At 51.6% G+C, this 20,723-nt stretch carries 14 protein-coding genes; 8 read left to right on the top strand and 6 right to left on the bottom strand.

Going from position 1 to position 20,723, the window contains the following annotated elements:
* The first annotated feature begins 1 nt into the window (after position 1).
* Genes BLU47_RS03695 through BLU47_RS03685 form a run of 3 tightly spaced genes read left to right on the top strand, consistent with a single transcriptional unit; the run spans position 2 to position 2,685 of the window.
* Entirely contained in the window at positions 2-793 is a 792-nt protein-coding gene (locus BLU47_RS03695; RefSeq protein WP_091958583.1) for a hypothetical protein, read from the top strand.
* Positions 794-807: 14 nt separating this feature from the next.
* On the top strand, positions 808-1,743 hold the full coding sequence (gene miaA, locus BLU47_RS03690; protein WP_176780452.1) for a tRNA (adenosine(37)-N6)-dimethylallyltransferase MiaA: 936 nt from the start codon (positions 808-810) through the stop codon (positions 1,741-1,743).
* A gap of 15 nt (positions 1,744-1,758) precedes the next feature.
* Positions 1,759-2,685, top strand: coding sequence for a diacylglycerol/lipid kinase family protein (locus BLU47_RS03685; RefSeq protein ID WP_091958578.1), 927 nt, complete (start codon positions 1,759-1,761; stop codon positions 2,683-2,685).
* Here BLU47_RS03685 and BLU47_RS03680 read toward each other — a convergent pair.
* Positions 2,682-3,386, bottom strand: coding sequence for a Crp/Fnr family transcriptional regulator (locus BLU47_RS03680; protein WP_091958576.1), 705 nt, complete (start codon positions 3,384-3,386; stop codon positions 2,682-2,684). The two genes, BLU47_RS03685 and BLU47_RS03680, sit on opposite strands and share 4 nt — an antisense overlap.
* Positions 3,387-3,596: 210 nt before the next feature.
* Between BLU47_RS03680 and BLU47_RS03675 the strand changes: the two genes are divergently transcribed.
* The 5 genes from BLU47_RS03675 to BLU47_RS03655 all read left to right on the top strand — a co-directional run bounded on the left by BLU47_RS03675 (position 3,597) and on the right by BLU47_RS03655 (position 11,497).
* Positions 3,597-5,579: a glycogen debranching enzyme N-terminal domain-containing protein gene (locus tag BLU47_RS03675; protein WP_176780439.1), complete on the top strand. Its 1,983-nt coding sequence runs from the start codon at positions 3,597-3,599 to the stop codon at positions 5,577-5,579.
* A 16-nt stretch (positions 5,580-5,595) separates the two neighbouring features.
* Positions 5,596-6,867, top strand: a complete 1,272-nt coding sequence (locus BLU47_RS03670) for a glycosyltransferase family 4 protein (protein ID WP_091958571.1) — start codon at positions 5,596-5,598, stop codon at positions 6,865-6,867.
* 34 nt (positions 6,868-6,901) lie between these two features.
* The gene (locus BLU47_RS03665) at positions 6,902-8,350 is read left to right on the top strand and encodes a glycoside hydrolase family 57 protein (protein WP_091958568.1); all 1,449 of its coding nucleotides are present in this window, start codon (positions 6,902-6,904) and stop codon (positions 8,348-8,350) included.
* 78 nt (positions 8,351-8,428) lie between these two features.
* Positions 8,429-9,349 carry an ABC transporter substrate-binding protein gene (locus tag BLU47_RS03660; protein WP_091958565.1) on the top strand — a complete coding sequence of 307 codons (921 nt, stop codon included), beginning with the start codon at positions 8,429-8,431 and terminating at the stop codon, positions 9,347-9,349.
* A 6-nt stretch (positions 9,350-9,355) separates the two neighbouring features.
* Complete coding sequence (locus BLU47_RS03655; protein ID WP_091958563.1) at positions 9,356-11,497, top strand: tetratricopeptide repeat protein; 2,142 nt, start codon at positions 9,356-9,358, stop codon at positions 11,495-11,497.
* On the opposite strand, the gene cls is transcribed toward BLU47_RS03655, so the two are convergent.
* From cls to BLU47_RS03630, 5 genes are all read right to left on the bottom strand, one after another.
* A complete protein-coding gene (gene cls, locus BLU47_RS03650; RefSeq protein ID WP_091958561.1) occupies positions 11,494-12,753 on the bottom strand; it encodes a cardiolipin synthase in 1,260 nt (419 codons plus the stop codon). The two genes, BLU47_RS03655 and cls, sit on opposite strands and share 4 nt — an antisense overlap.
* Positions 12,753-16,502: a two-component regulator propeller domain-containing protein gene (locus tag BLU47_RS03645; RefSeq protein WP_176780438.1), complete on the bottom strand. Its 3,750-nt coding sequence runs from the start codon at positions 16,500-16,502 to the stop codon at positions 12,753-12,755. The genes cls and BLU47_RS03645 overlap by 1 nt, the downstream gene beginning before the upstream one ends.
* A 13-nt stretch (positions 16,503-16,515) precedes the next feature.
* On the bottom strand, positions 16,516-17,463 hold the full coding sequence (locus BLU47_RS03640; protein ID WP_091958556.1) for a KpsF/GutQ family sugar-phosphate isomerase: 948 nt from the start codon (positions 17,461-17,463) through the stop codon (positions 16,516-16,518).
* Entirely contained in the window at positions 17,460-18,215 is a 756-nt protein-coding gene (gene kdsA / locus BLU47_RS03635) for a 3-deoxy-8-phosphooctulonate synthase (protein ID WP_091958553.1), read from the bottom strand. Before kdsA ends, BLU47_RS03640 begins: the two co-directional genes overlap by 4 nt.
* An 88-nt stretch (positions 18,216-18,303) precedes the next feature.
* Positions 18,304-20,631: a mechanosensitive ion channel family protein gene (locus BLU47_RS03630; protein WP_091958551.1), complete on the bottom strand. Its 2,328-nt coding sequence runs from the start codon at positions 20,629-20,631 to the stop codon at positions 18,304-18,306.
* Between the last annotated feature and the right edge of the window lie 92 nt (positions 20,632-20,723).

Here is a 20,723-nt window from a genome sequence, read left to right as displayed (position 1 = left end):
TATGAAGAAATGGTTATTGTACATAGCAGCCTTGATGATGGCTGTTACCGCCCAGGCCGATGTGCTGGGTGAGTACAGTTTTGTAGGAACGTTAGGCGACAAGATTCCCATGAGACTTAAGTTTGCCGTTAATGCCGACGAGATTGCTGTGGGCGAGGTCTTTTATCCCAAGGCCAAGAATCCGGCACCTATCCTGGTGGTGGGCGCGCCAACAGAGAATGGCTGGTATTGTCTGAAGGAATATCAGGACGATGGTACCATCACAGGTATTCTGTCATTCTGTATAGAGGGCGAGGGAAGCGTCGAAGGCGCCTATATCTCTGAGGGCACATGGACCAATCCCAAGACGGGGAAGTCGTTTCCTATGAAGCATTTTAAGAAGAATGACGATGCTGTTAACGGACCATTTGATGTGACAGACTTCCTCGACTATGATCAGCAGCAGGATTTTGACCACGAATATGTCTATTATCTCTGGAATCCGCAATATGAGCGGATGCTGGGTGGTACTGTGAGAATGACGTACGCTGGCAAGAATAAGTGGCACTTCATGGTCTCCAACACTCCCGGTAGTATTGCTGAAGGCAGGAGTGCTCCTGACCGCCCTGCCATTTTGGGAGAAACCACTCATGATTACTTCTACTACGAACATCTCAACGAGTGCGACTATGGCTTTAGTGCCCATTTCTTCAAAAGGTTCGTGGTACTGAAGACGACGAGTAGTCCCGAGACCCTCGGCTGTTTCAAAGGAGGCGGGTCGTTCGATGGAGTATATATTAAGGTAAAGAAGTGAGTGCCATGCAGAAGATGATAACCATACTCGGACCTACTGCCAGCGGAAAGACTCCGTTGGCTGCCGCTTTGGCGTATGAGATCGGAGGGGAAATCATCTCCGCCGACTCGCGTCAGGTGTATCGCCGTATGGACATCGGAACGGGCAAAGACCTCGCGGACTATACAATAACCAATAACCGTGAACCAATAACCGTTCCCTATCACCTGATAGACATCGTGGAGCCAGGCACGAAATATAACCTGTTTCAGTATCAGCAGGACTTCTACGACGCCTACCAGGACATCATGGCCAGAGGGAAGACACCCATTCTCTGCGGAGGTACAGGGCTCTATATCGAAGCCGTGCTGAAAGGATATAAGCTGTCGCCCGTTCCACAGAACCCCGACTTGCGCCAGCAACTGGAAGGCAAGACGCTGGACGAGCTGACACAGCTGTTGGCAGCCTTGAAGGCGAAGACGGGTTCCGTGATGCACAACAAGACCGATGTGGACTCGTGTCAGCGTGCCATCCGAGCCATCGAGATAGAAAGCTATAACCTGGAGCACCCCGTGCCCTTGCGCGAACTGCCTCCCGTTGACTCGCTGATTATCGGTGTGAACATAGACCGTGAGGCCCGTCGTGAGAAAATCACCCGTCGACTAAAAGCCCGACTGGAAGAAGGGATGGTTGACGAGGTGAGGGGACTGCTGGACGAGGGCATCCCTGCCGAAGACCTCATCTACTACGGACTGGAATATAAGTTCGTGACGGAATACGTGACGGGAAAGACAACCTACGACGAGATGTTCACCCGTCTGGAAATAGCCATCCACCAGTTTGCCAAGCGACAGATGACCTGGTTCAGGGGAATGGAACGGCGCGGGTTCACCATCCACTGGATAGACGCCCTCCGGCCGATGGAAGACAAGGTGGGGAAGATACTTGAAATAGTCAATCAACAACAGTAAATCGTCAATTGTAAATTGGAAAACAGTCAATCAAAATGGGGCATCCTGTATTGTCCTAAAGGAAACGGAAACAAACAGAGAGAACGCTTGCAGCGCGTGCTGGACGAGCGCCACGTGGCGTATGACTTCGTGCAGAGCGAGTCGATGGACAGTGTGGAGCGCCTGGTTACCATGTTGATTAACAACGGGTACAAGACCATCATCATCGTGGGAGGCGACTCGGCGCTGAACGATGCCGTCAACTGTCTGATGAAGACGGAGAAACAAGTGCGCGACGAGATAGCCCTCGGTGTGATACCCCACGGCGTGATGAACGACTTTGCCCGCTATTGGGACTTCAAGGAAGGCGAGACGGAGAAGACCGTAGACTGGCTGATCAAGCACCGTGTGCGCAAGGTAGACCTGGGGTGCATCCGATATACGAACAAACAGGGTGAGCAGTGTCACCGCTATTTCCTGAACTGTGTCAACGTAGGCATGATAGCCGACGTGATGAACCTGCGTCGTCAGGCACGTTCGCTGCTGGGCTCGCGCAAGCTGTCGTTCATCGTCTCCATCTTCCTCATGATTTTCCACCGGATGGACTATAAGATGTACCTGCGCATCAATAGCGACACCATCAACCGCAAGGTGATGACGATGTGTATAGGCAGTGGACCAGGCTACGGACAGACACCCAGTGCAGTGCCCTACAACGGTATGCTTGACGTGTCGGTAATCTATCACCCCGAACTGCTCCAGTTCTTTGCAGGTCTGTGGCTGTTGCTGACAGGCCGTTTCCTGAACCATCGCAGTGTGCATCCCTATCGCACCCGTGAAGTGGTGGTGGAGGAAGCCAAGCACGCACTGGTAGGCGTTGACGGTCGTCTGCTGGGAAAACCCGTAGGGCCTTTCCAAATCAGTGTGGAGCAAGAAGTCATTAATTTCCTGATACCCGATTAGCCGTTCTTGGCGATGAGCCTCAATTGTGGCTCGTCCAAGATGGTAATCTTTCGTCCGTCGGCAGCGACAAGTCTCTCGCTGACAAAACTGGACAGCGTGCGGATGGCATTGCTGGTAGTCATGTTCGACAGGTTTGCCAGGTCTTCACGACTGGGTTCCATCGCCAGCGTGTTACTCTTCAGGTCAGCACCATAGCGGTCTTTCATGATGAGCAAGGCCTCAGCCAGTCGTCCGCGCAAGTGTTTCTGCGTCAGACTGACGGTCTGTTCGTCAGCATGTCCCAGCAAGGTTGCCAGGTGCTCGATGAAGAACAGGGCTACCGTGTGGTTCTCGCGGATGAGTTGCTTGATGACGGGAAGCGGTATCAGGCAAAGGGTGGTGTCCTCCAGAGCAGCAGCTTCCGTGATGTAGGGCGTGCCAACGAGTCCTGCGCGATAGCCGAAGAAACCTTTGAGCTCAGGCATCCGCACAATTTGCTGTCGTCCGCCAACGCCCTCCTTGTAGATCTTCACCTTGCCATCGGCGAGGAAGAACAGGTGTTGCGGAATTTCTTGCTCGTGGTAGATGATCTCGCCCTTCTTGTAGCCCTTGACCGTCACGTTGTCAAGCAGCAACAGGCACTGTGATTCCGTAAGCGGGTTCCACAGCTCCTTGAGGACATTGACCAAATAGGATGCACTGTAAAAAATTCCTGATACCATCTTTTTACGTTCATTACATAAATGACGGTGCAAAAGTACAAAAAATCTTTAAAACGTGTATAAGTTTGTCGTAAATTCTATTCCACAGAGGCAAATTTTGCCACTTTTCTGAAAAAAAATCGAAATTTATTTTGTCATCACGATGAAATTGCGTACTTTTGAGGAAAATTCAAATCTAAAACAAAAATGTAAAACCTTAAAATAGGAACTATGAGTTATTTACGATTAGAAAAAGCCGTCATGACTAACTTGGAGGAGTCGCTCCGTCGTGAATTGCTTCGAACGAACCGCTCAGGGGCCTACAGCAGCTCGACACTCGTTGACTGCAACACCCGCAAATACCACGGTTTGCTCGTTGTTCCCGTACCTGAACTGGACGATGAGAACCATGTCTTGCTCTCGTCGTTTGACTGTACGGTTATTCAGCACGGTGCCGAGTTCAACCTCGGACTCCACAAGTACCAGGGCAACAACTACAGCCCCAAGGGTCACAAGTACATTCGCGAGTTCTCTTGCGACGTTGTGCCTACCACGCTCTATCGCGTAGGTGGTGTGTTATTGAAGAGAGAGACCATCTTCCAGGCCTACGAGGACCGTATCCTCATCCGCTACACCCTGGAGGATGCCCATTCTGCTACCACGCTTCGTTTCCGTCCCTTCCTCGCCTTCCGCTCCGTGCGCCAGTTTACGCATGAGAATGCAACGGCCAGCCGCGAGTACCATGAGGTGGATAACGGTATCAAGACCTGTATGTATGCCGGTTATCCCGACCTGTACATGCAGTTCAACAAGAAGAACGAGTTCGTGTTCCAGCCCGACTGGTATCGCGGCATAGAGTATCCCAAGGAACAGGAGCGCGGATATGCCTCCAACGAAGACCTCTACGTACCCGGTTATTTCGAGTTGAGCATCAAGAAAGGCGAGAGCATCATCTTCGCCGCATCGACGTCACCTATCAAGAGCAACACGCTGAAGACGGTGTTCCAGAAGGAGCTCGATCTCCGTCAGCCGCGTGACAACTTCTACCACTGTCTGGTAGCAGCGGCTCATCAGTTCCACTATCGCGATCGCCGTAGTGGCAGTTCACCAGAACACCTTGACGACAGTGACGACCGTTACCTGTTGGCAGGCTATCCCTGGTTCAAGGCCCGTGCTCGCGATACGTTTATCGCACTGCCTGGATTGACACTGGCTATCGGCGAACAGGACTATTTCGAACACGTGATGAAGACCTCAGAGAAGGGCTTGCGCGAGTTCATGGAAGGCAAGCCGCTGAGTGTCAAGCTCTATGAGATAGAACATCCCGACGTACCCCTGTGGGCCGTCTGGGCTATCCAGCAATATGCCAAGGATGCCGGACGCGAGAAAGGTTACAAGATGTACGGAAAACTCGTGAAGGACATCGTGAAATACGTCATCGACGGAGGTAACCCGAATATGCGTCTCGACGACAACGGACTGCTCTATGCCAACGGTCGCGACAAGGCTATCACCTGGATGAACTCAACCGCCAACGGACGTCCCGTCGTTCCGCGCTCAGGCTATATCGTAGAGTTCAACGCCCTGTGGTATAACGCCCTGAAGTTCTGCGCCTCTATGGAGGAGGAGTTCGGTGACAAGAAACTTGCCGCCAAGCTGGAGAAGCGTGCCGAGCTGTGTAAGGAGTCGTTCATCGACACCTTCCTGAACGAGTACGGCTATCTGCTCGACTATGTGGACGGAACGATGATGGACTGGAGCGTTCGCCCCAACATGATATTCCCCGTAGCCTTCGACTACTCACCACTCAACCAGGAACAGAAGAAGAGCGTGCTCGACATCTGTACGCGCGAACTGCTGACCCCGAAGGGACTGCGCTCGCTGTCGCCGAAGAGTGGTGGATACAACCCCATGTACGTAGGTCCGCAGACTCAGCGTGACTATGCCTACCATCAGGGTACGGCATGGCCTTGGCTCGGCGGATTCTATATGGAGGCCTGTCTGAGACTCTATAAGCGTACGCGCCTCTCGTTCATCGAGCGCCAACTGGTAGGCTATGAAGATGAGATGATGTATCACGCTATGGGAACCATCAGTGAGCTGTTCGACGGTAACCCACCGTTCCACGGACGCGGCGCTATGGCTTTCGCTATGAATGTGGCTGAAATCCTGCGCACACTGCAACTCATGGAGAAATATACGTATCAAAAATAAATAAGGAGGAAACGCTATGAAAGTTTTAATGTTTGGATGGGAGTATCCTCCTCACGTTTTCGGTGGACTGGCCACCGCTAACTACGGTATATCGCAAGGACTTCACGCCCAGGGCGATATGGATATCACACTCTGTCTGCCCAAGCCCTTCGGTGACGAAGACCGGTCGGCATGTAACATCGTGGCTATGAATGCTGTACCCATCGCCTATCGCGACGTGTCAGCCGACTATGTCCGCGAACGGGTGGGCAACATCATGGATCCCGATTTCTATTTCCGCTTGCGCGACCATCTGTATGCCGACTTCAACTACATGCACGTCAACGACCTTGGTGCGATGGAGTTTGCCGGTGGCTATCCGGGAAACCTGCATGAGGAAATCAACAATTACTCGATTATCGCAGGTGTGGTGGCACGCACACTCGACTACGACATCATCCATGCACACGACTGGCTGACCTATCCCGCTGGCATCCACGCCAAGCAGGTGAGCGGAAAGCCTTTGTGCATCCACGTCCACGCTACAGACTTCGACCGCTCTCGCGGTAAGGTGAACCCCACCGTCTACAGCATCGAGAAAAACGGTATGGACAATGCCGACTGCATCATGTGTGTATCGGAACTGACGCGTCAGACCGTCATCAACCAGTATCACCAGGATCCCCGCAAGTGCTACACGGTACACAATGCCGTCTATCCCTTGCCTGACGAGTACCAGGCTATCCCACGTCCGGACCATACGGGCAAGGACAAGGTGGTTACCTTCCTCGGACGTATCACGATGCAGAAGGGTCCTGAGTACTTCGTCGAAGCCGCCAACATGGTTATCCGCCGTACCCGTAACGTGCGCTTCTGCATGGCAGGATCGGGTGATATGATGGACGCCATGATTCATCTGGCTGCTGAACGAGGCATCGCAGACCGCTTCCACTTCCCCGGATTCATGCGAGGCAAGCAGGTGTATGAGTGCCTGAAGGACTCTGACGTCTACGTCATGCCTTCGGTATCCGAACCTTTCGGTATCTCACCGTTGGAAGCCATGCAGTGCGGAACACCCTCTATCATCTCAAAGCAGTCCGGATGTGCAGAGATTCTGACCAACTGCATCAAGGTAGACTATTGGGATATCCACGCACTGGCCGACGCCATCTATTCCATCTGCGCCAACGAGTCACTCTTCCAGTACCTCAAAGAAGAAGGCAAGAAAGAGGTTGACCAGATTACCTGGGAGAAGGTGGGTGCATGGATTGCCACACTCTACAAGCGCACGCTTGGCTGGGAGCAGTAATTAGTTTATAGTTTAAAGTTTATAGTTTAAAGATATGAAAACAATTTGTTTATATTTCGAGATACATCAGATTATCCATCTGAAGCGCTATCGCTTCTTCGACATCGGAACAGATCACTATTACTACGATGACTATGAGAACGAGCGCAGCATCACCGACATTGCCAATCGCAGCTATATGCCTGCACTGACCGCCATCGGTGAAATGATCCGCGAACACGGACAGTATTTCAAGGTTGCCTTCTCGCTCTCGGGAACGGGTATCGAACAGCTGGAGTTCCATGCTCCGCAGGTGATTGAGAAACTGCAGGAACTCAGCCAGACCGGTTGCGTGGAGTTCCTGGCAGAGCCATACTCGCACGGACTCTCCTCTCTGGCTAACGAGGAGACCTTCGCCCTTGACGTCAAGAAGCAGGCCGCCAAGATTGAGGAACTCTTCGGACAAAAGCCTACAGTAGCCCGTAACTCTTCGCTCATCTATAGCGACGACATCGGTGGACAGATTGCCGCTATGGGCTTCAAGGGTATGCTGACTGAGGGTGCCAAGCATGTGCTGGGCTGGAAGTCGCCTCACTACGTGTATAACTGTAACATCGCTCCCAACCTGAAGCTGCTGTTGCGTGACGTCGAGTTGAGTGATGACATCTCATTGCGCTTCAACAATAGCGACTGGGCGGGCTATCCCTTGTTTGCCGATGCCTATATCGACCGCATTGCCCGTCTGCCCGAAGAAGAGCAGATCATCAACATCTTCATGGAGCTCTCTGCCTTGGGTATCGCCCAACCGCTCAGCTCTAACATCCTGGAATTCCTGAAGGCTCTTCCCGCTTGTGCCAAGGAAAAGGGCATCACCTTCTCTACACCTTCTGAAATCTGTATGAAGGTGAAGAGTGTTGGCAGTATCGACGTGCCTGACACCCTCTCATGGGTTGACGAGGAGCGTGACTGCTCTTGCTGGTTGGGTAACGCCATGCAGCGTGAGGCATTCAACAAGTTGTACAGTGTGGCAGACCGTCTGCGCATTGCCGACGACCCACGCATCAATCAGGACTGGGACTATCTGCAGGCTAGCAATAACTTCCGCTTTATGACGACCAAACCATCGAATGTAGGACTGGATCGTGGCATCTATAGCGGACCGTTCGATGCTTTCACGAACTACATGAATATCCTCGGCGACTTCATCAACAGGGTGAATGCTCTCTATCCTCCTGAAATCGAGAATGATGAGCTCAACGCATTGCTCACCACCATCCGTAACCAGGGTGATGAGATTGAGATGAAGGACAAGGAAATTACCCGTCTGAAGGCTCGTCTGGAGAAACTTGAACCCAAAGAGGCTCCTAAGAAAGCCGCTCCTAAGAAGGCTGCTCCTAAGAAGGCTGCTCCGAAGAAAGCTGCTCCGAAGAAAGCCGCTCCTGTTGCAGAACCGAAGGCCGAGGAACCGAAGGTCGAGGAGCCTAAGGCCGAGGAAAAGAAATAACCTTCTAAGGTTACCAAAGGTAAAAATGGGATTGTCGTTTGGCAGTCCCGTTTTTTATTCGTACCTTTGCGGACAATTATGAAGAAAATATTAGCAATGGTAATGCTCTGCCTGCTGGTTGTCGCTTGCGGACAGAGCTATGAGGATACAAAACGGATGACTCGCCAACAAAGGAAAGAGGCAGCCCGGAAGGACTCTGCGGCATTGAAAATTGCCGTGATGCCTACGCTTGATTGCTTGCCGATGTATGTTGCCCAGTATCATGAGTTATACGATACCATACATGGTGGTGTCCGCTTGAAATATTTCACGGCACAGATGGATTGTGACACCGCTTTGGAACGAGGCCGTGTAGAGGGTATGGTGACTGACCTCGTCAGAGCCACCCGTATTGCCAAGCGTGGCACGAAGATGCGATTCTCGGCTGTAACACCTGCTTACTGGCAACTCATTACCAACCGAAACTCACGTATCAGACAACTCAAGCAGTTGGATGACAAGATGGTAGCGATGACACGCTATTCGGTGACGGATATGCTGGCCGACCGGGCCGTAGACTCCGCAAAACTGGATAAGGACCATGTGTTTAAGGTGCAGGTGAACGACCTCTTCGTACGCATGCAGATGCTACAGAATAACATCATGGATGCCCTCTGTCTGACAGAGCCTCAGGCTACATGGGCCCGTTCGATGAAGAATACCGTCATCCTGGATACCCGTTCGCTGGATTGGCAAATGGGGGTTGTCGCCTTCCGCGACAAGGAGATGCAGCGCCAAGCTCGTCGCGAGCAGTTCGACTTGTTCGTTAAAGCTTACAACCAGGCATGTGACTCCATCAACAAATATGGGTTGAAGCATTACCGTGAGCTGATTATTAAACGGTGTAAAATCAGGAAGGAGTTGGTTGACTCCTTGCCCCAGGATATGAAGTTCGCACATGCCAAAGGTCCGCGTCAGCAGGATATTGACATCGTGGAAAAATGGTTAGGAAAGAAATAACAGACGATGGGTACTCTTGATGTTTCATTACAACGCATCTTCCAACAGTTGATAGCTGGAAACGCAGGGTTGGCCATCGCTGAGGTAGACACCTATCTCGCCGCATGGCCTAATCCGCAAACCAAGGAGAAACTGGATGTTCTCCAGGAGGAATACCGATTGATGACGGAATATTGGAAGAAGGGTGTGCGTGACCCGCAGTTGGACAATCAATACCAACGCTTGTTGCAACGGCTCTATGTCCTTTGTGCTAATATCGCCATCCACAAGCATATGATGTCTTCGTCCTATCTGCAAGGACTCTATACTGCAGCACGCCAACCAGGACAAACATGGTCTATCACGGCTATCCGTCGTGAGATGGAGGACTTCGTCAGTGATGTTGCCATGTTGGAGCTGGAGCCGGAGAACAAGCGGAAGGAGAAGAGCAAGGCAATCTATCAGCAACACCAACAACAGATGAATGGCTTGTTCAACTACATCCTGACAGGACACATCTGGACGGAGGGCATCGGTGTGGAAATGGAGGAAATCCTGTTGTCGCCTACCGTGGATTCCAACGACCAGCAGCTGGTGGTGTCGGCGGTTACGTTGTCGCTGATGAACCGTTTCGATATGGTGAAGTTCCGCACCTTGTTGAACGTATACCATCGCTCTCAAGACGAACATGTCAGACAACGGGCCTTGGTGGGATGGGCACTTTCCATCGATGATGACTGGCTGACGGTTTATCCGTCGGTGCGTGAGATGGTGGGTGAACTCTTGAAGTCGCAACGGGCGTGTAAGGAACTGACGGAGTTACAGATGCAACTGGTCTATACCCTGGATGCTGAGAAGGATACCCAGACAGTGCAACAGGAAATCATTCCCGATATGTTGAAGAACAACCAGTTCCGCATGACACACAACGGACTGGAAGAAGTGGCTGACGACCCGCTGGAGGATATCCTGCATCCCGATGCCGCAGAACAGCGAATGGAAAAGCTGGAGGCTTCGTACAACCGCATGAAGAAGATGCAAAAGCAAGGTGCCGATATTTTCTTCGGAGGCTTCTCGCAGATGAAGCGCTTCCCGTTCTTCTATGATATCAGCAACTGGCTCGTACCTTTCTTTATGCAGCATCCTGACATTGCCCCTATTGCCGACAGGTTGGGCGAGAATAAGTTCTTGAACGGCATCCTCACGAAAGGTCCTTTCTGTAACAGTGATAAATACTCTTTCGTGATTGCCTTCCAGCAAGTGATGGGTAACCTGCCGGAGAATGTGGCTCGTCTGATGAGTCGGGGAGAGGTGCAACCTGCCGAATTTGAGGAGGAAGAACTGCAACAGCCTGCCTATATCAGACGTTCTTATCTCATGGACTTGTACCGTTTCTTCCGCTTGTTCCCTAATCGTGCGGCACTCTGTAATCCCTTCGACAACAGCAAGCAACAGTTGGGCATGTGTCTTTTCTTCGCTTCTGAACTGTTTTGTCACACACCCTTGGAAAAACAAAAACCTGAGGTCGTGGCGATGTTGCGGAAAAAAGGACTGTTGCAAGCCGCTGATACGTTGCTGAAATCGTTTCCCGAGGACATGCGTGATGTCCAGTATTATCTGTGGACAGAACAGTTTGATGTCGTGCTTGAAATGGATCCCAATCACGAGAAGGCGTTGGCTCATTGTGCCCGCAAGCTTTTTGAAGAGGGTAACTTTGGAGAGGCCGTTGACATCTATGATCGTCTGCTGTTGTTGCGAGCTGATAAAGCCAGCTACATGCTCAACAAGGCTGTTTGTCTGGTGAACATGGAGGAATATGAGGATGCGTTGAAACTGCTCTACCAGTTGAACTATGAACATCCTGACGACTTGAGCGTGCAACGGGCGCTTGCATGGGCGTTGACGTGTGACGGAAAACTGGAACAGGCCGACAAGTTGTTCCAGACGTTGGTTCGTGTCGACAATCCCGTGGCAAGTGATTTCCAGAATCAGGGCTTTTGCCTATGGCTTCAAGGACGTATTGAAGAAGCCGCCGAGGCGTTGCGTACTTATCATGAGAAGGAGGGAATATCCCATGCGCATTTCCTGCAATGGGATGTGGAATGGCTCTTGAAGCGAGGCATCAGCAGAACGGATGTCAGGATGATGGAAGACCTAATAGGTGCTTAGAGGAACGGTTGTAGCAAGTGGGCAAACCAACCACGGAACTTCTGCCATCCGGTGCGGAACTCATCCCACGTCTGGTCGGTCAGTTCGAAGCTCTTCTGCTTGTCGCGCCAGAACATGTCGTCTAACTCCTTCGTCGTAGCCTTGTCAATGATAACGGCATTCTCTTCGAAGTCGCATTTCAGACTGCGTGCATCCAGGTTCGTGCTGCCTACCGTGCAATACCGTCCGTCAACCATCATGATCTTGGAATGGTGGAATCCCGGTTTGTAGAGCCACACCTTGGCACCACGTTTCATTAACTTGCGGGCCTGATACAAGGCACAGTCAGGCGTCAAAGGGATATCGCTCTTTGACGACAGCATGATTTCTACCTTGACACCTCTTCTGATGGCGCGTGTCAAGGCGCGTGTGACACTGGGTATCAGGGTAAAGTAGGGATTGATGATGTGGATGGAATCCTGGGCTTGGTTGATGGCGTTGATGTAGAACGTGCGCATGATTTTGGGTGTCACACCGGGTTCACGGTTAATGATGCCCACCATCTTACGACCCTTCGTGCAGGTGGTGTCGGGTTTCAGTCCGGCAAAGCGTGTTAGCGTACCACCCCGATAGTATTTCATGCCGCTCACCTGCTGTCCGGTGCTACGATTCCATATCCGCATGAAGATTGCCTGCAACTCATTGACGGCATCGCCTTCGATACGACAATGCATGTCGCGCCATTCCCCTACCTGTTCGGTTCCCTTGATGTAGTAGTCGGCAACGTTCATGCCGCCCGTATAGGCTATCTGTCCGTCAATGACGACAATCTTACGGTGGTCGCGTCCGAAGATGTGGTTAACCCACGGGAATCGGATGGGGGAGTATTCCACGATGTCGATGCTATCGTCACGGAGGGCTTTTAGATGATATTTCTTTAGCGGCTGGTTGTTGGAGTCGTTGCCAAAGCCGTCGAACATGGCGCGAACCTCGACGCCTTCTTTCCGCTTCTCGCGTAATAGGTCGAAGAGCAAGGAGGCTATCGAGTCATTACGGAAGTTGAAATATTCCAGATGGATGCTGCTCTTAGCCTGTCGGATGGCACGGAACATGTCATCGAACTTCTCCTGTCCTGACAGTAACAGCGTGACACTATTGTCATGCGAGAAACGGATGTTGCTCTCGCGCAGGGTGTTGGCAATCAGCGAATCGCTTGTCTGCGCATGGACAGACAAGCTGATGGCTGAAACAATGACGGTAATAATCCCCTTGAACATTATTGTTTCTTATTTCTTAGTCTGTATTCAAGTGGGGTGATACCGAATTTCTCCTTGAAGACGTTGATGAAGTTCTCTGCTGTCATGAAACCAACGTTGATGGCTAACTCGCTCATGTTGATGTTGGTAGTGACAAGGAGTGTACATGCATGCTTCAGGCGCAACTCGCGAACGATTTCGGCAGGTGTCTTGGCTGTGATGCTGCGTATCTTGTGGAAGAATGGAACGCGTCCCATTCCCATCGCTGTTGCCATCTCGTCCAGACTGATCTGTCCGCGACTCATGTTCTGAAGGACGAACTGTTCTACGTTTCTCATGAGCTGCTGGTCCATCAGCGAGTTCATCGTGTAGTCGCCAATGGTGTTGCCGTTATAGTACTTAGCCAGCAGATTGCTCGATGCCGCCGGCTTGGCAACAGGCTCGTCAGTCTGCACATCCTCAATGGGCTGTGTGGCTTCGCCGTTGTCTGACAGTACGCTGCCACCCATGTCGTCGTAGACCATCGTGGCTGTTGTCATGCTGGCATTCTGACCTTCCAATATACGGGTCTCCTTGCCTTCGATGACGTCCTGGTTGAACTCGATAGGAGCAAGGCCCAGCAACTTGTTGATGCGCATAACGGCTTCCTGCATTTTGAACGGCTTGGCCAGGTAATCGTCGGCAGCCAAGGTAATGTTCATGTCTGTCATATCCTGCTCGGTCAGTACGGAGTCGGTCATCAGTATGAACTTCAACTTGCTCTTGTGCGGGTCTGACTTGAACTGGTTGCAGAGTTCGCTACCCGTCATGCTGCCCATATCCTGCTTACAGATGACGACATCGGCATTGAGCGTATCAATGTCGGGCAGTGCATCCTTGATGCTGCTGTAGACGTGGAAGTTGTAAACCTCACGTAAGTGTGCGTTCATGAAGTTCAGGAAGTCACGATTGTCGTCAATCAGGATAACACTGAATTTCTTCGATTGTTCGTCCACTTTCAGCGAGCGGGCATCAAGGGCGAACTGCTGCTGTTCTGCGGCGGTGAGTGATACCTCTCCATGATCGTTCAGCTCCAGACGGTCTTTTGCTGACGACACGGCTCTCTTCTCCGGGTTCTCCAGCGTGCTTTGCATCTCAGAGATGCGCGTGATGACCTGGAGCATCTGGAAATGTAGGGAGTTCAGCTGTTCGCGACCTTCCAGGGTCTGTTCCTTTTCTGCAAGGTTACTGATGATGGTCGTCATGCGAGCCATAGGCTGGCGAAGTTCGTCGCTGGTCATCTTGATTTCCTCGCGTTGTATCTTCAGTTCCTCAATTACCGTTTTCTTGCTCTTCCAGATAGCTTTGAATTTCTTGATACCATATCGCCAGATAGCCAGAGCGATAATCAAGATGGCGACATAGAGGCTCAGCATCCACCAAGACAGCCACCAAGGGCGCTCAATGGTGATAACCAACGTACGTTCTTGGTTGCTCACAGCACCTTCCGCACTGACAGCTTTGACGTGCAGTGTGTATTCACCGCTGCTCAGCTTGTTGAATCTCACTCCGTGAAGTAGGGCGTCACCGTTGCGCCAGTCGTTATCCAGTCCTTCCATCCAGTACATGAACTGTAGGCGCTCTCCTTGGTTGTAGTTACCGGCGGCAAACTTGATGGTGAAACTGTTCTGGTTGTTAGTCAGTTCTATTTTATTGCTTTCATTCAGCGCTTGCGGCAGAATGATATTTCCGTCATATTCCACACCAGTGGCAATTTCTTCCTCACCGATGAAGAGCTGGGTCAGCATGACACGCGGCAATGACTCCTGACTCTCCTTGCTTCCCTCACGAACCCAGTTGACACCATACAGACCACCGAAGACGACGTTGCCGTCCTTCTTCGTCAGGATGGCACCCATGTTGAACTCGTTGCTCTGCAGTCCGTCGCTGATGTTGTAGTTGTACAGTCCGTAGTTGAATGTCTCGTCCTTGTAGTTACGCTGTACGACAATACGGCTGACACCATTGCTGGTCGACACCCACATGCTGTGGTTCTTGTCTTCCGTGATACCGCAGATGGAGTTGTTGCATAGTCCGTCTTTCTCGGTGATATAACTCAACTCATCGTTATCGGGATTCAGGATGTTGATACCTTCACGAGTACCTATCCACAGGAGTCCGCGGGAGTCCTCGTAGATTTGGGTAATATAATTGTTGGTAAAGGTCTTCAAATTGGTGGAATTTCCAGTCAACACCAATTTCTCTCGGTTGGAAAGGTTCAGGATGATAAGTCCTTCCGCCGTACCGATGAGCAGGTGGTTGTTCTTGCCGAAGAACAGAGAGGTGATGTTGTTGGTATTCAAGATGCCGTTTTCGCGGGTGTATGCCGAGAAGGTGTTCATCTTCGGGTTGTACACCTGCAAGCCTCCGTTGGTGGCTATCCAGAGATTACCGCTATGGTCGGTGCAGAGGGCGTTGATATGATCGTCAATCAAGGTCCTCATGCTGTCGCGGGCTGCAGAGTAGAACGTGCTGGTGCCGTTCTTGATACGTGTCAGACCGTTCTGCTTCGAACCTATCCACAGGCTACCGTCGGGCGTCGTCGTCATGGCTGATACTTTTAGGCTTGCCAAAGGTCCTTCGTATCCGATGACACCCTTGTCGCCTGTTCCGTACCATACCTTGCCTTCGCTGTCCTGGGTGATGGCGGTGATGTCACCGTTCATCAGAGACTCAAACTTGTAGATATTGTTGCCGTAATAGGCTAGTCCTGATTTCTCAGTACCAACCCAAAGCAGGTCGGTGTCGTCGATATATACACTCTGCACGCCGATAGCCTCCTGAGTCCTCAGGTCGTTGCTGGTACTACGCGGGGGTATCAGCTCCATCTCGTGGTTGTTCACGTTGGTGCGAATCAGTCCTTCACGATCTGTACCAATCCAGATATTGCCGTTGCGGTCACCGGCGATACCGTTGACGCTATGGTCTACGCTGATGCCGGTCAGTCCCAGCTGGTTGCCTATCGTGGTGTCCCAAACGTTGGTGTTCTTGTTGTAAACCATCAGGGTTCCCTGTCCGTACAACCAGATGTTGTCCATTTGGTCGGCGAAGATTTTTAGGGTGCTGGTTTTGCGCAGTCCCTCTTGGGCGATATGATCGGTCTGCCATACCGTGTGCTGTTGGTGCATGATGTCGCAGCACACCAGTCGTCCGTCGGTATAGACTAGTACAGCACCATCTCGGCACTCTCCGATGGAGCAGATGGCGCCCAGCGGAATACCGTGTGCGTCGTTGGTATAGCTGAACTCATAGCTTGTCTGCTGTTGCATGTTATAGGCGATGACACCCTTGTTGGGGATGGACGCCCATACATTTTTGTGCTGGTCTATGTAGATGACATCGGGCTTACCTTCAATACCCATGCGGCTAAAGGTCTGCTTGGTGTCGCGTTCAAAGTTTTCGGTCTGAGGGTGATAGATACAGAAACCGGCAGCAGTCTTGATGAGCAGCGTACCTTCCAGTGTCTCCTGGATGCTATTGATGTAGCTGTCGGGCAGTGAGGAACCGTCCTGTGAATTACTCTGGAAACTGTGGAAGGTGTAGCCGTCGTAGCGGTACAGTCCGGCGGGTGTTCCTAACCAGATATAGCCTCGCGAGTCTTTCATCACACAGTTAATCTGACTGATGGTAAGGCCATTGCGGGCATCCAGCGTCTTAAACATGTAAATACCTGCTGCTGCCAATGGCAGGGCGAGCATCAAGACCAATAGTATCTTTTTCAATGTTCTCATATCGCTTTGGTTGTTATAGCACACATGCATAGCGGTCTACGATGCCGAGCAGTTGGTTCTCGTCGTCTACGACCAGTACGTTGTGTATCTTGTTCTGATTCATTGTTGCTTGTATCTCTGATATCTTTGTCTGCGGTCCCACTGTTTTTGGTGTCCGCGTCATGATGTCTGCCACGGTACGGTTGAAGAACTCGGCCTGCCATTTCTCCATAGCGCGACGGATGTCACCATCGGTAATCAGTCCTTCTATTTTTCCGTCCTTAATGGCTACGCCCAATCCAAGTTTGCCTTTGCTGACCAAGATGATGGCATCGCCAAGATGCATCTCTGCCGACAGAATGGGCAGGTGTTCCGTCAACATCACGTCTTGTGCCGTGGTAAGCAGTCGTTTGCCTAACTCTCCACCGGGGTGGAACTGGGCGAAGTCTTGCGGCTGGAAGTTGCGCTCTTCCATCAGGGCTACTGCCAGGGCGTCGCCCATGACAAGAGTTGCCGTTGTCGAACTGGTAGGTGCCAGGTTCAGCGGACAAGCTTCCTTGGCTACGCTGACGTTCAGATGGCAGGTGGCATATTTTGCCAGCAGCGACTGAGGGTTGCCGCTCATGGCGATAATGGGAATCTGCATGTGAAGCACCATCGGGATGAAACGCAGCAGTTCGTCAGTCTGTCCTGAGTTCGAGATAGCTATGACGACGTCGCCTTTTGCCATCACGCCCAGGTCGCCGTGGAAGACATCCAGGGGATTGATAAAGAACGATGGTGTACCCGTTGAGGCTAGCGTCGCAGCTATTTTGGCACCGATGTGTCCGCTTTTTCCTACGCCTGTCACGATAATCTTCCCGTGGCAGTTCATGATGAGTTCTACTGCTCTGTCGAAGTTCTCGTCCATCTGAGGTATCAGGTCCAGCACCGCCTGTGCCTCGTCCTTGATACATTGTATAGCGTGTTCTCTTACATTCATTTCCTTAGTTGCTCTATGAGTGCGTCCAATTTGTCCAACTCCAGCATGTTGGCGGCATCGCTGAGGCCAAGGTCTGGGGTGGGGTGTACTTCGAAGAACCAACCGGTGGCTCCGAAGGCCTTGGCTGCCAGTGCCATCTGTGGCACGAAGCGGCGGTCGCCCCCTGTCTTGCCGTTGGCTCCGCCCGGTCGTTGTACGCTATGGGTGCAGTCCATGATGACGTTGTCGACGATTTCCAGCATGTCTGGAATGTTGCGGAAGTCAACCACCAGGTTGTTGTATCCCATCATATTGCCGCGTTCGGTCAGCCAAACTTCCTTGGCACCTGCCTCGCGGGCTTTCTCTACGGGGTAGCGCATGTCGCTGCCGCTGAGAAACTGGGCTTTCTTGATGTTCACTGTGCGTCCGGTCTTGGCGGCGGCCAGCAGCAGGTCGGTCTGTCGGCACAGGAATGCTGGTATCTGCAGCACGTCGACCACCTCTCCCGCGGCCTTTGCCTGCCAGGCCTCGTGAATGTCGGTCAGCAGTCGCAGTCCATATTTATCCTTCACGTCGCTGAGCATCTGGAGACCTCGGTCAATGCCCGGACCCCTGAAGGAGTGCAGCGAGGTGCGGTTGGCCTTATCAAACGAGGCCTTGAATATGATATCAGTTCCCTGCTTCTGGTTGATTTCTACCAGTTTAGCTGCCACGATGTCCAGCAGTTCAGCCGACTCTATCACGCAGGGTCCTGCAATAAACGTATGCTTCATGTCTATGTCCTTTCACATAATACCTTGCAAAGGTAAGCATTTTTCTATAAACAGCCAACTTTTTGCTGTTTTTTTCGCTGCACAGAACTTATTCGTTCTTGATGTGGACGTCCTGTTGCGGGAACGGAATCTCGATGCCGTTCTGGTTCAGCGTGTCGTAGATGGTGCGCAGCACGTCGCTGATGACGTACGATTTCTTGACGGCATCAGCCCACACGAAAATCTTGAAATTGATGCTCGAATCCCCCAGTTCACCAATAACCGACTTTGCTTTCTTCGAGCGGTCCATCCATTGGTGGCGCATGTTGTTCACAGCATCGTCCACCAGCGTCATCACTTGTTGCAGGTTACTGCCGTAAGCCACTCCGTAGGGGATGACTTGCAGCACGTAGCCGTGGTTGCGCGTCAGGTTCTTGTAGTTTTTGGAGAAGAGCTGTGAGTTCTGGAAGGTGATGACTTCTCCGTAGACAGATTCCACGACTGTCGACGTGTAGTTAATGCTGGTTACTTTGCCCATCGTGCCGTCCACCTGTATCATGTCGCCCACCTTGATGCGGCCGGTCATCAGTGAGATGCCGTAGTAGATGTTCTCGATGATATCTTTCGAAGCGAAGCCGATACCGGTTGACAATCCTCCGGTCACTACGAGCAGCCATTCCATGGAAATGCCCATAATCGTCATCGTCATCATGAACCAAGCTCCCCAGACGATGACCTGTACTACGTTCTTGCCCATCACCTCGCGACTGGCAGCTGTCGAAGCGTCCTTTATCTCATAGTGCATGCGCATCAGCTTGAGCAGTGTGCGGTTAATGTAGGCGAAGAGGAACCACAGGTTGATGACCATCGACAGCGAGAGGATGCTGATTTTTAGATTGCTCAAGTCAACAAAGTTGGTTTTGAAGATGCGCCAGCAGAGGTCTGACAGGTTAAAGACATCAGCAGCCCACCAGATGCTAATCATGACGGAGCAGACACCGAGTATCGGTAACAGCACCTGTCCAGCCAAGTCGTATGCCCATGTTTGCGTGATAGGTCTCTCTGCAAAGTGGTGTTTGATGCCGTATAGCTTGATATACTGTGTCACGCATGTGATGGTCAGGATGCACGTCAGCTGCATCATCCACCAGATAAGAATCTGCACAGACATCAGCGTGTAGCCGCTCCAAGAGCAGACAACGGAGATGATGAACACCAACAGCGAGAAGTAGGTGTAGAACATGTCCGAACGCGGCACGTTCTTGTTATGTCGTTTGATGACCCGCCATTGCCAGAAGGCACATACCAGCAGCACGGGCGGGAACAGCATATTCACCAGTTCGCTGGGTATCAAGATGATGCGGAAGGCAATGACGATAAAGCAGACAACCAGCAGCGGTGTGTAGATGTGGAAGGCGCTTTTGATCTGGTTGCCGTTGACGCGCAGCAGCAGTGAAATCAGGATGACACCTAACAGCCATGCAAACTCCACTAGCAGGTTGGAGGCCATGACGATGAAGTTCTGCTTCGTAATGGCCATCGTCAGTCCTAGGATGAGGGCAAATGTGATGGTTGTGGTGGCCATGGTGATGCAGGCGCGTTTCTTCATGAATTCTACGGTGCGCAGGCGCTTGGGAACGATATAGCGTATGGCGACGAGGTTCATCAGACTGGCGATGACAGCATAGAGGATGGTTGATATCAGCAGACCGAAAATCCATCGGCTGTCCCATTGCGAGTTCTCGTTGGGGCGATATTTCTTGTGTACCGTTGTGAGCATGTTCTGCCATTGTGCAGGCCAGTTTTTCAGGATGTTCGGGTAACTGTCGCCACCGTTCCGGAAGATGCTGGTCTGAATGTCATTATACCGCTTCTGGGCATAGTCGTTCAGGTGGCTCAGCCGGTTCTCTGTCATGTCGTAGTAGCGGATGTAGTCCTGCATGGTGATGCGGTTCTCGTCCAGCGAGTTGCGGATGTTGGTAGCCAGTGTCAGACAGATGTTGCGGTCGGTCTGGGCCTGATTGCTGAGCATGGTGACGGGCATCGCCTTCAGACTGCCAATCAGCGAGTCGTAGCGCGCAATGTCGTTGTTCGTCTTGTTCAGGTAAGCCTTGAAGGGCAACTGTTGCTGTTGGAACAGGTGGTATTGGTCGGTCGCCTCGTTACAGGCATAGGTCAGGTCGAAGACGTATTCCTGCTTCTGCGAGTATAGCATCAGCGAGTTCTGGTTCGACCGCAGCATGGTTTCTATCAACTGGTTGCGTACCGACTCGCTCTGCTTCCTGTTTTGTTCTATCATTCCTGTCAGTTCGCGGTGGTAGTTTACCAGCTCGCTTCTCAGTATCTGGAGTGTCTGTGGCAGGTCTTTCTCCTTCAATACGGCGTGTGTGCTGAGGGTGGTTGCCAAAATGACGATGATAGTCAATAATCTTCTCATTCTGATGAATTATATTTTTTGTGTGCAAAGATAATCATTTTTTCAAAATATTCATTACCTTTGCAACAAAAATCAATCTAAAGATAATAAAT

The sequence above is a fragment of the Prevotella sp. tc2-28 genome (genome assembly GCF_900107705.1).
In the GTDB taxonomy this organism is placed as follows: Bacteria; Bacteroidota; Bacteroidia; order Bacteroidales; family Bacteroidaceae; genus Prevotella.
The sequence above is the reverse complement of the archived record's forward strand: the minus strand, read 5'-3'. Positions and strand labels throughout refer to the sequence as shown.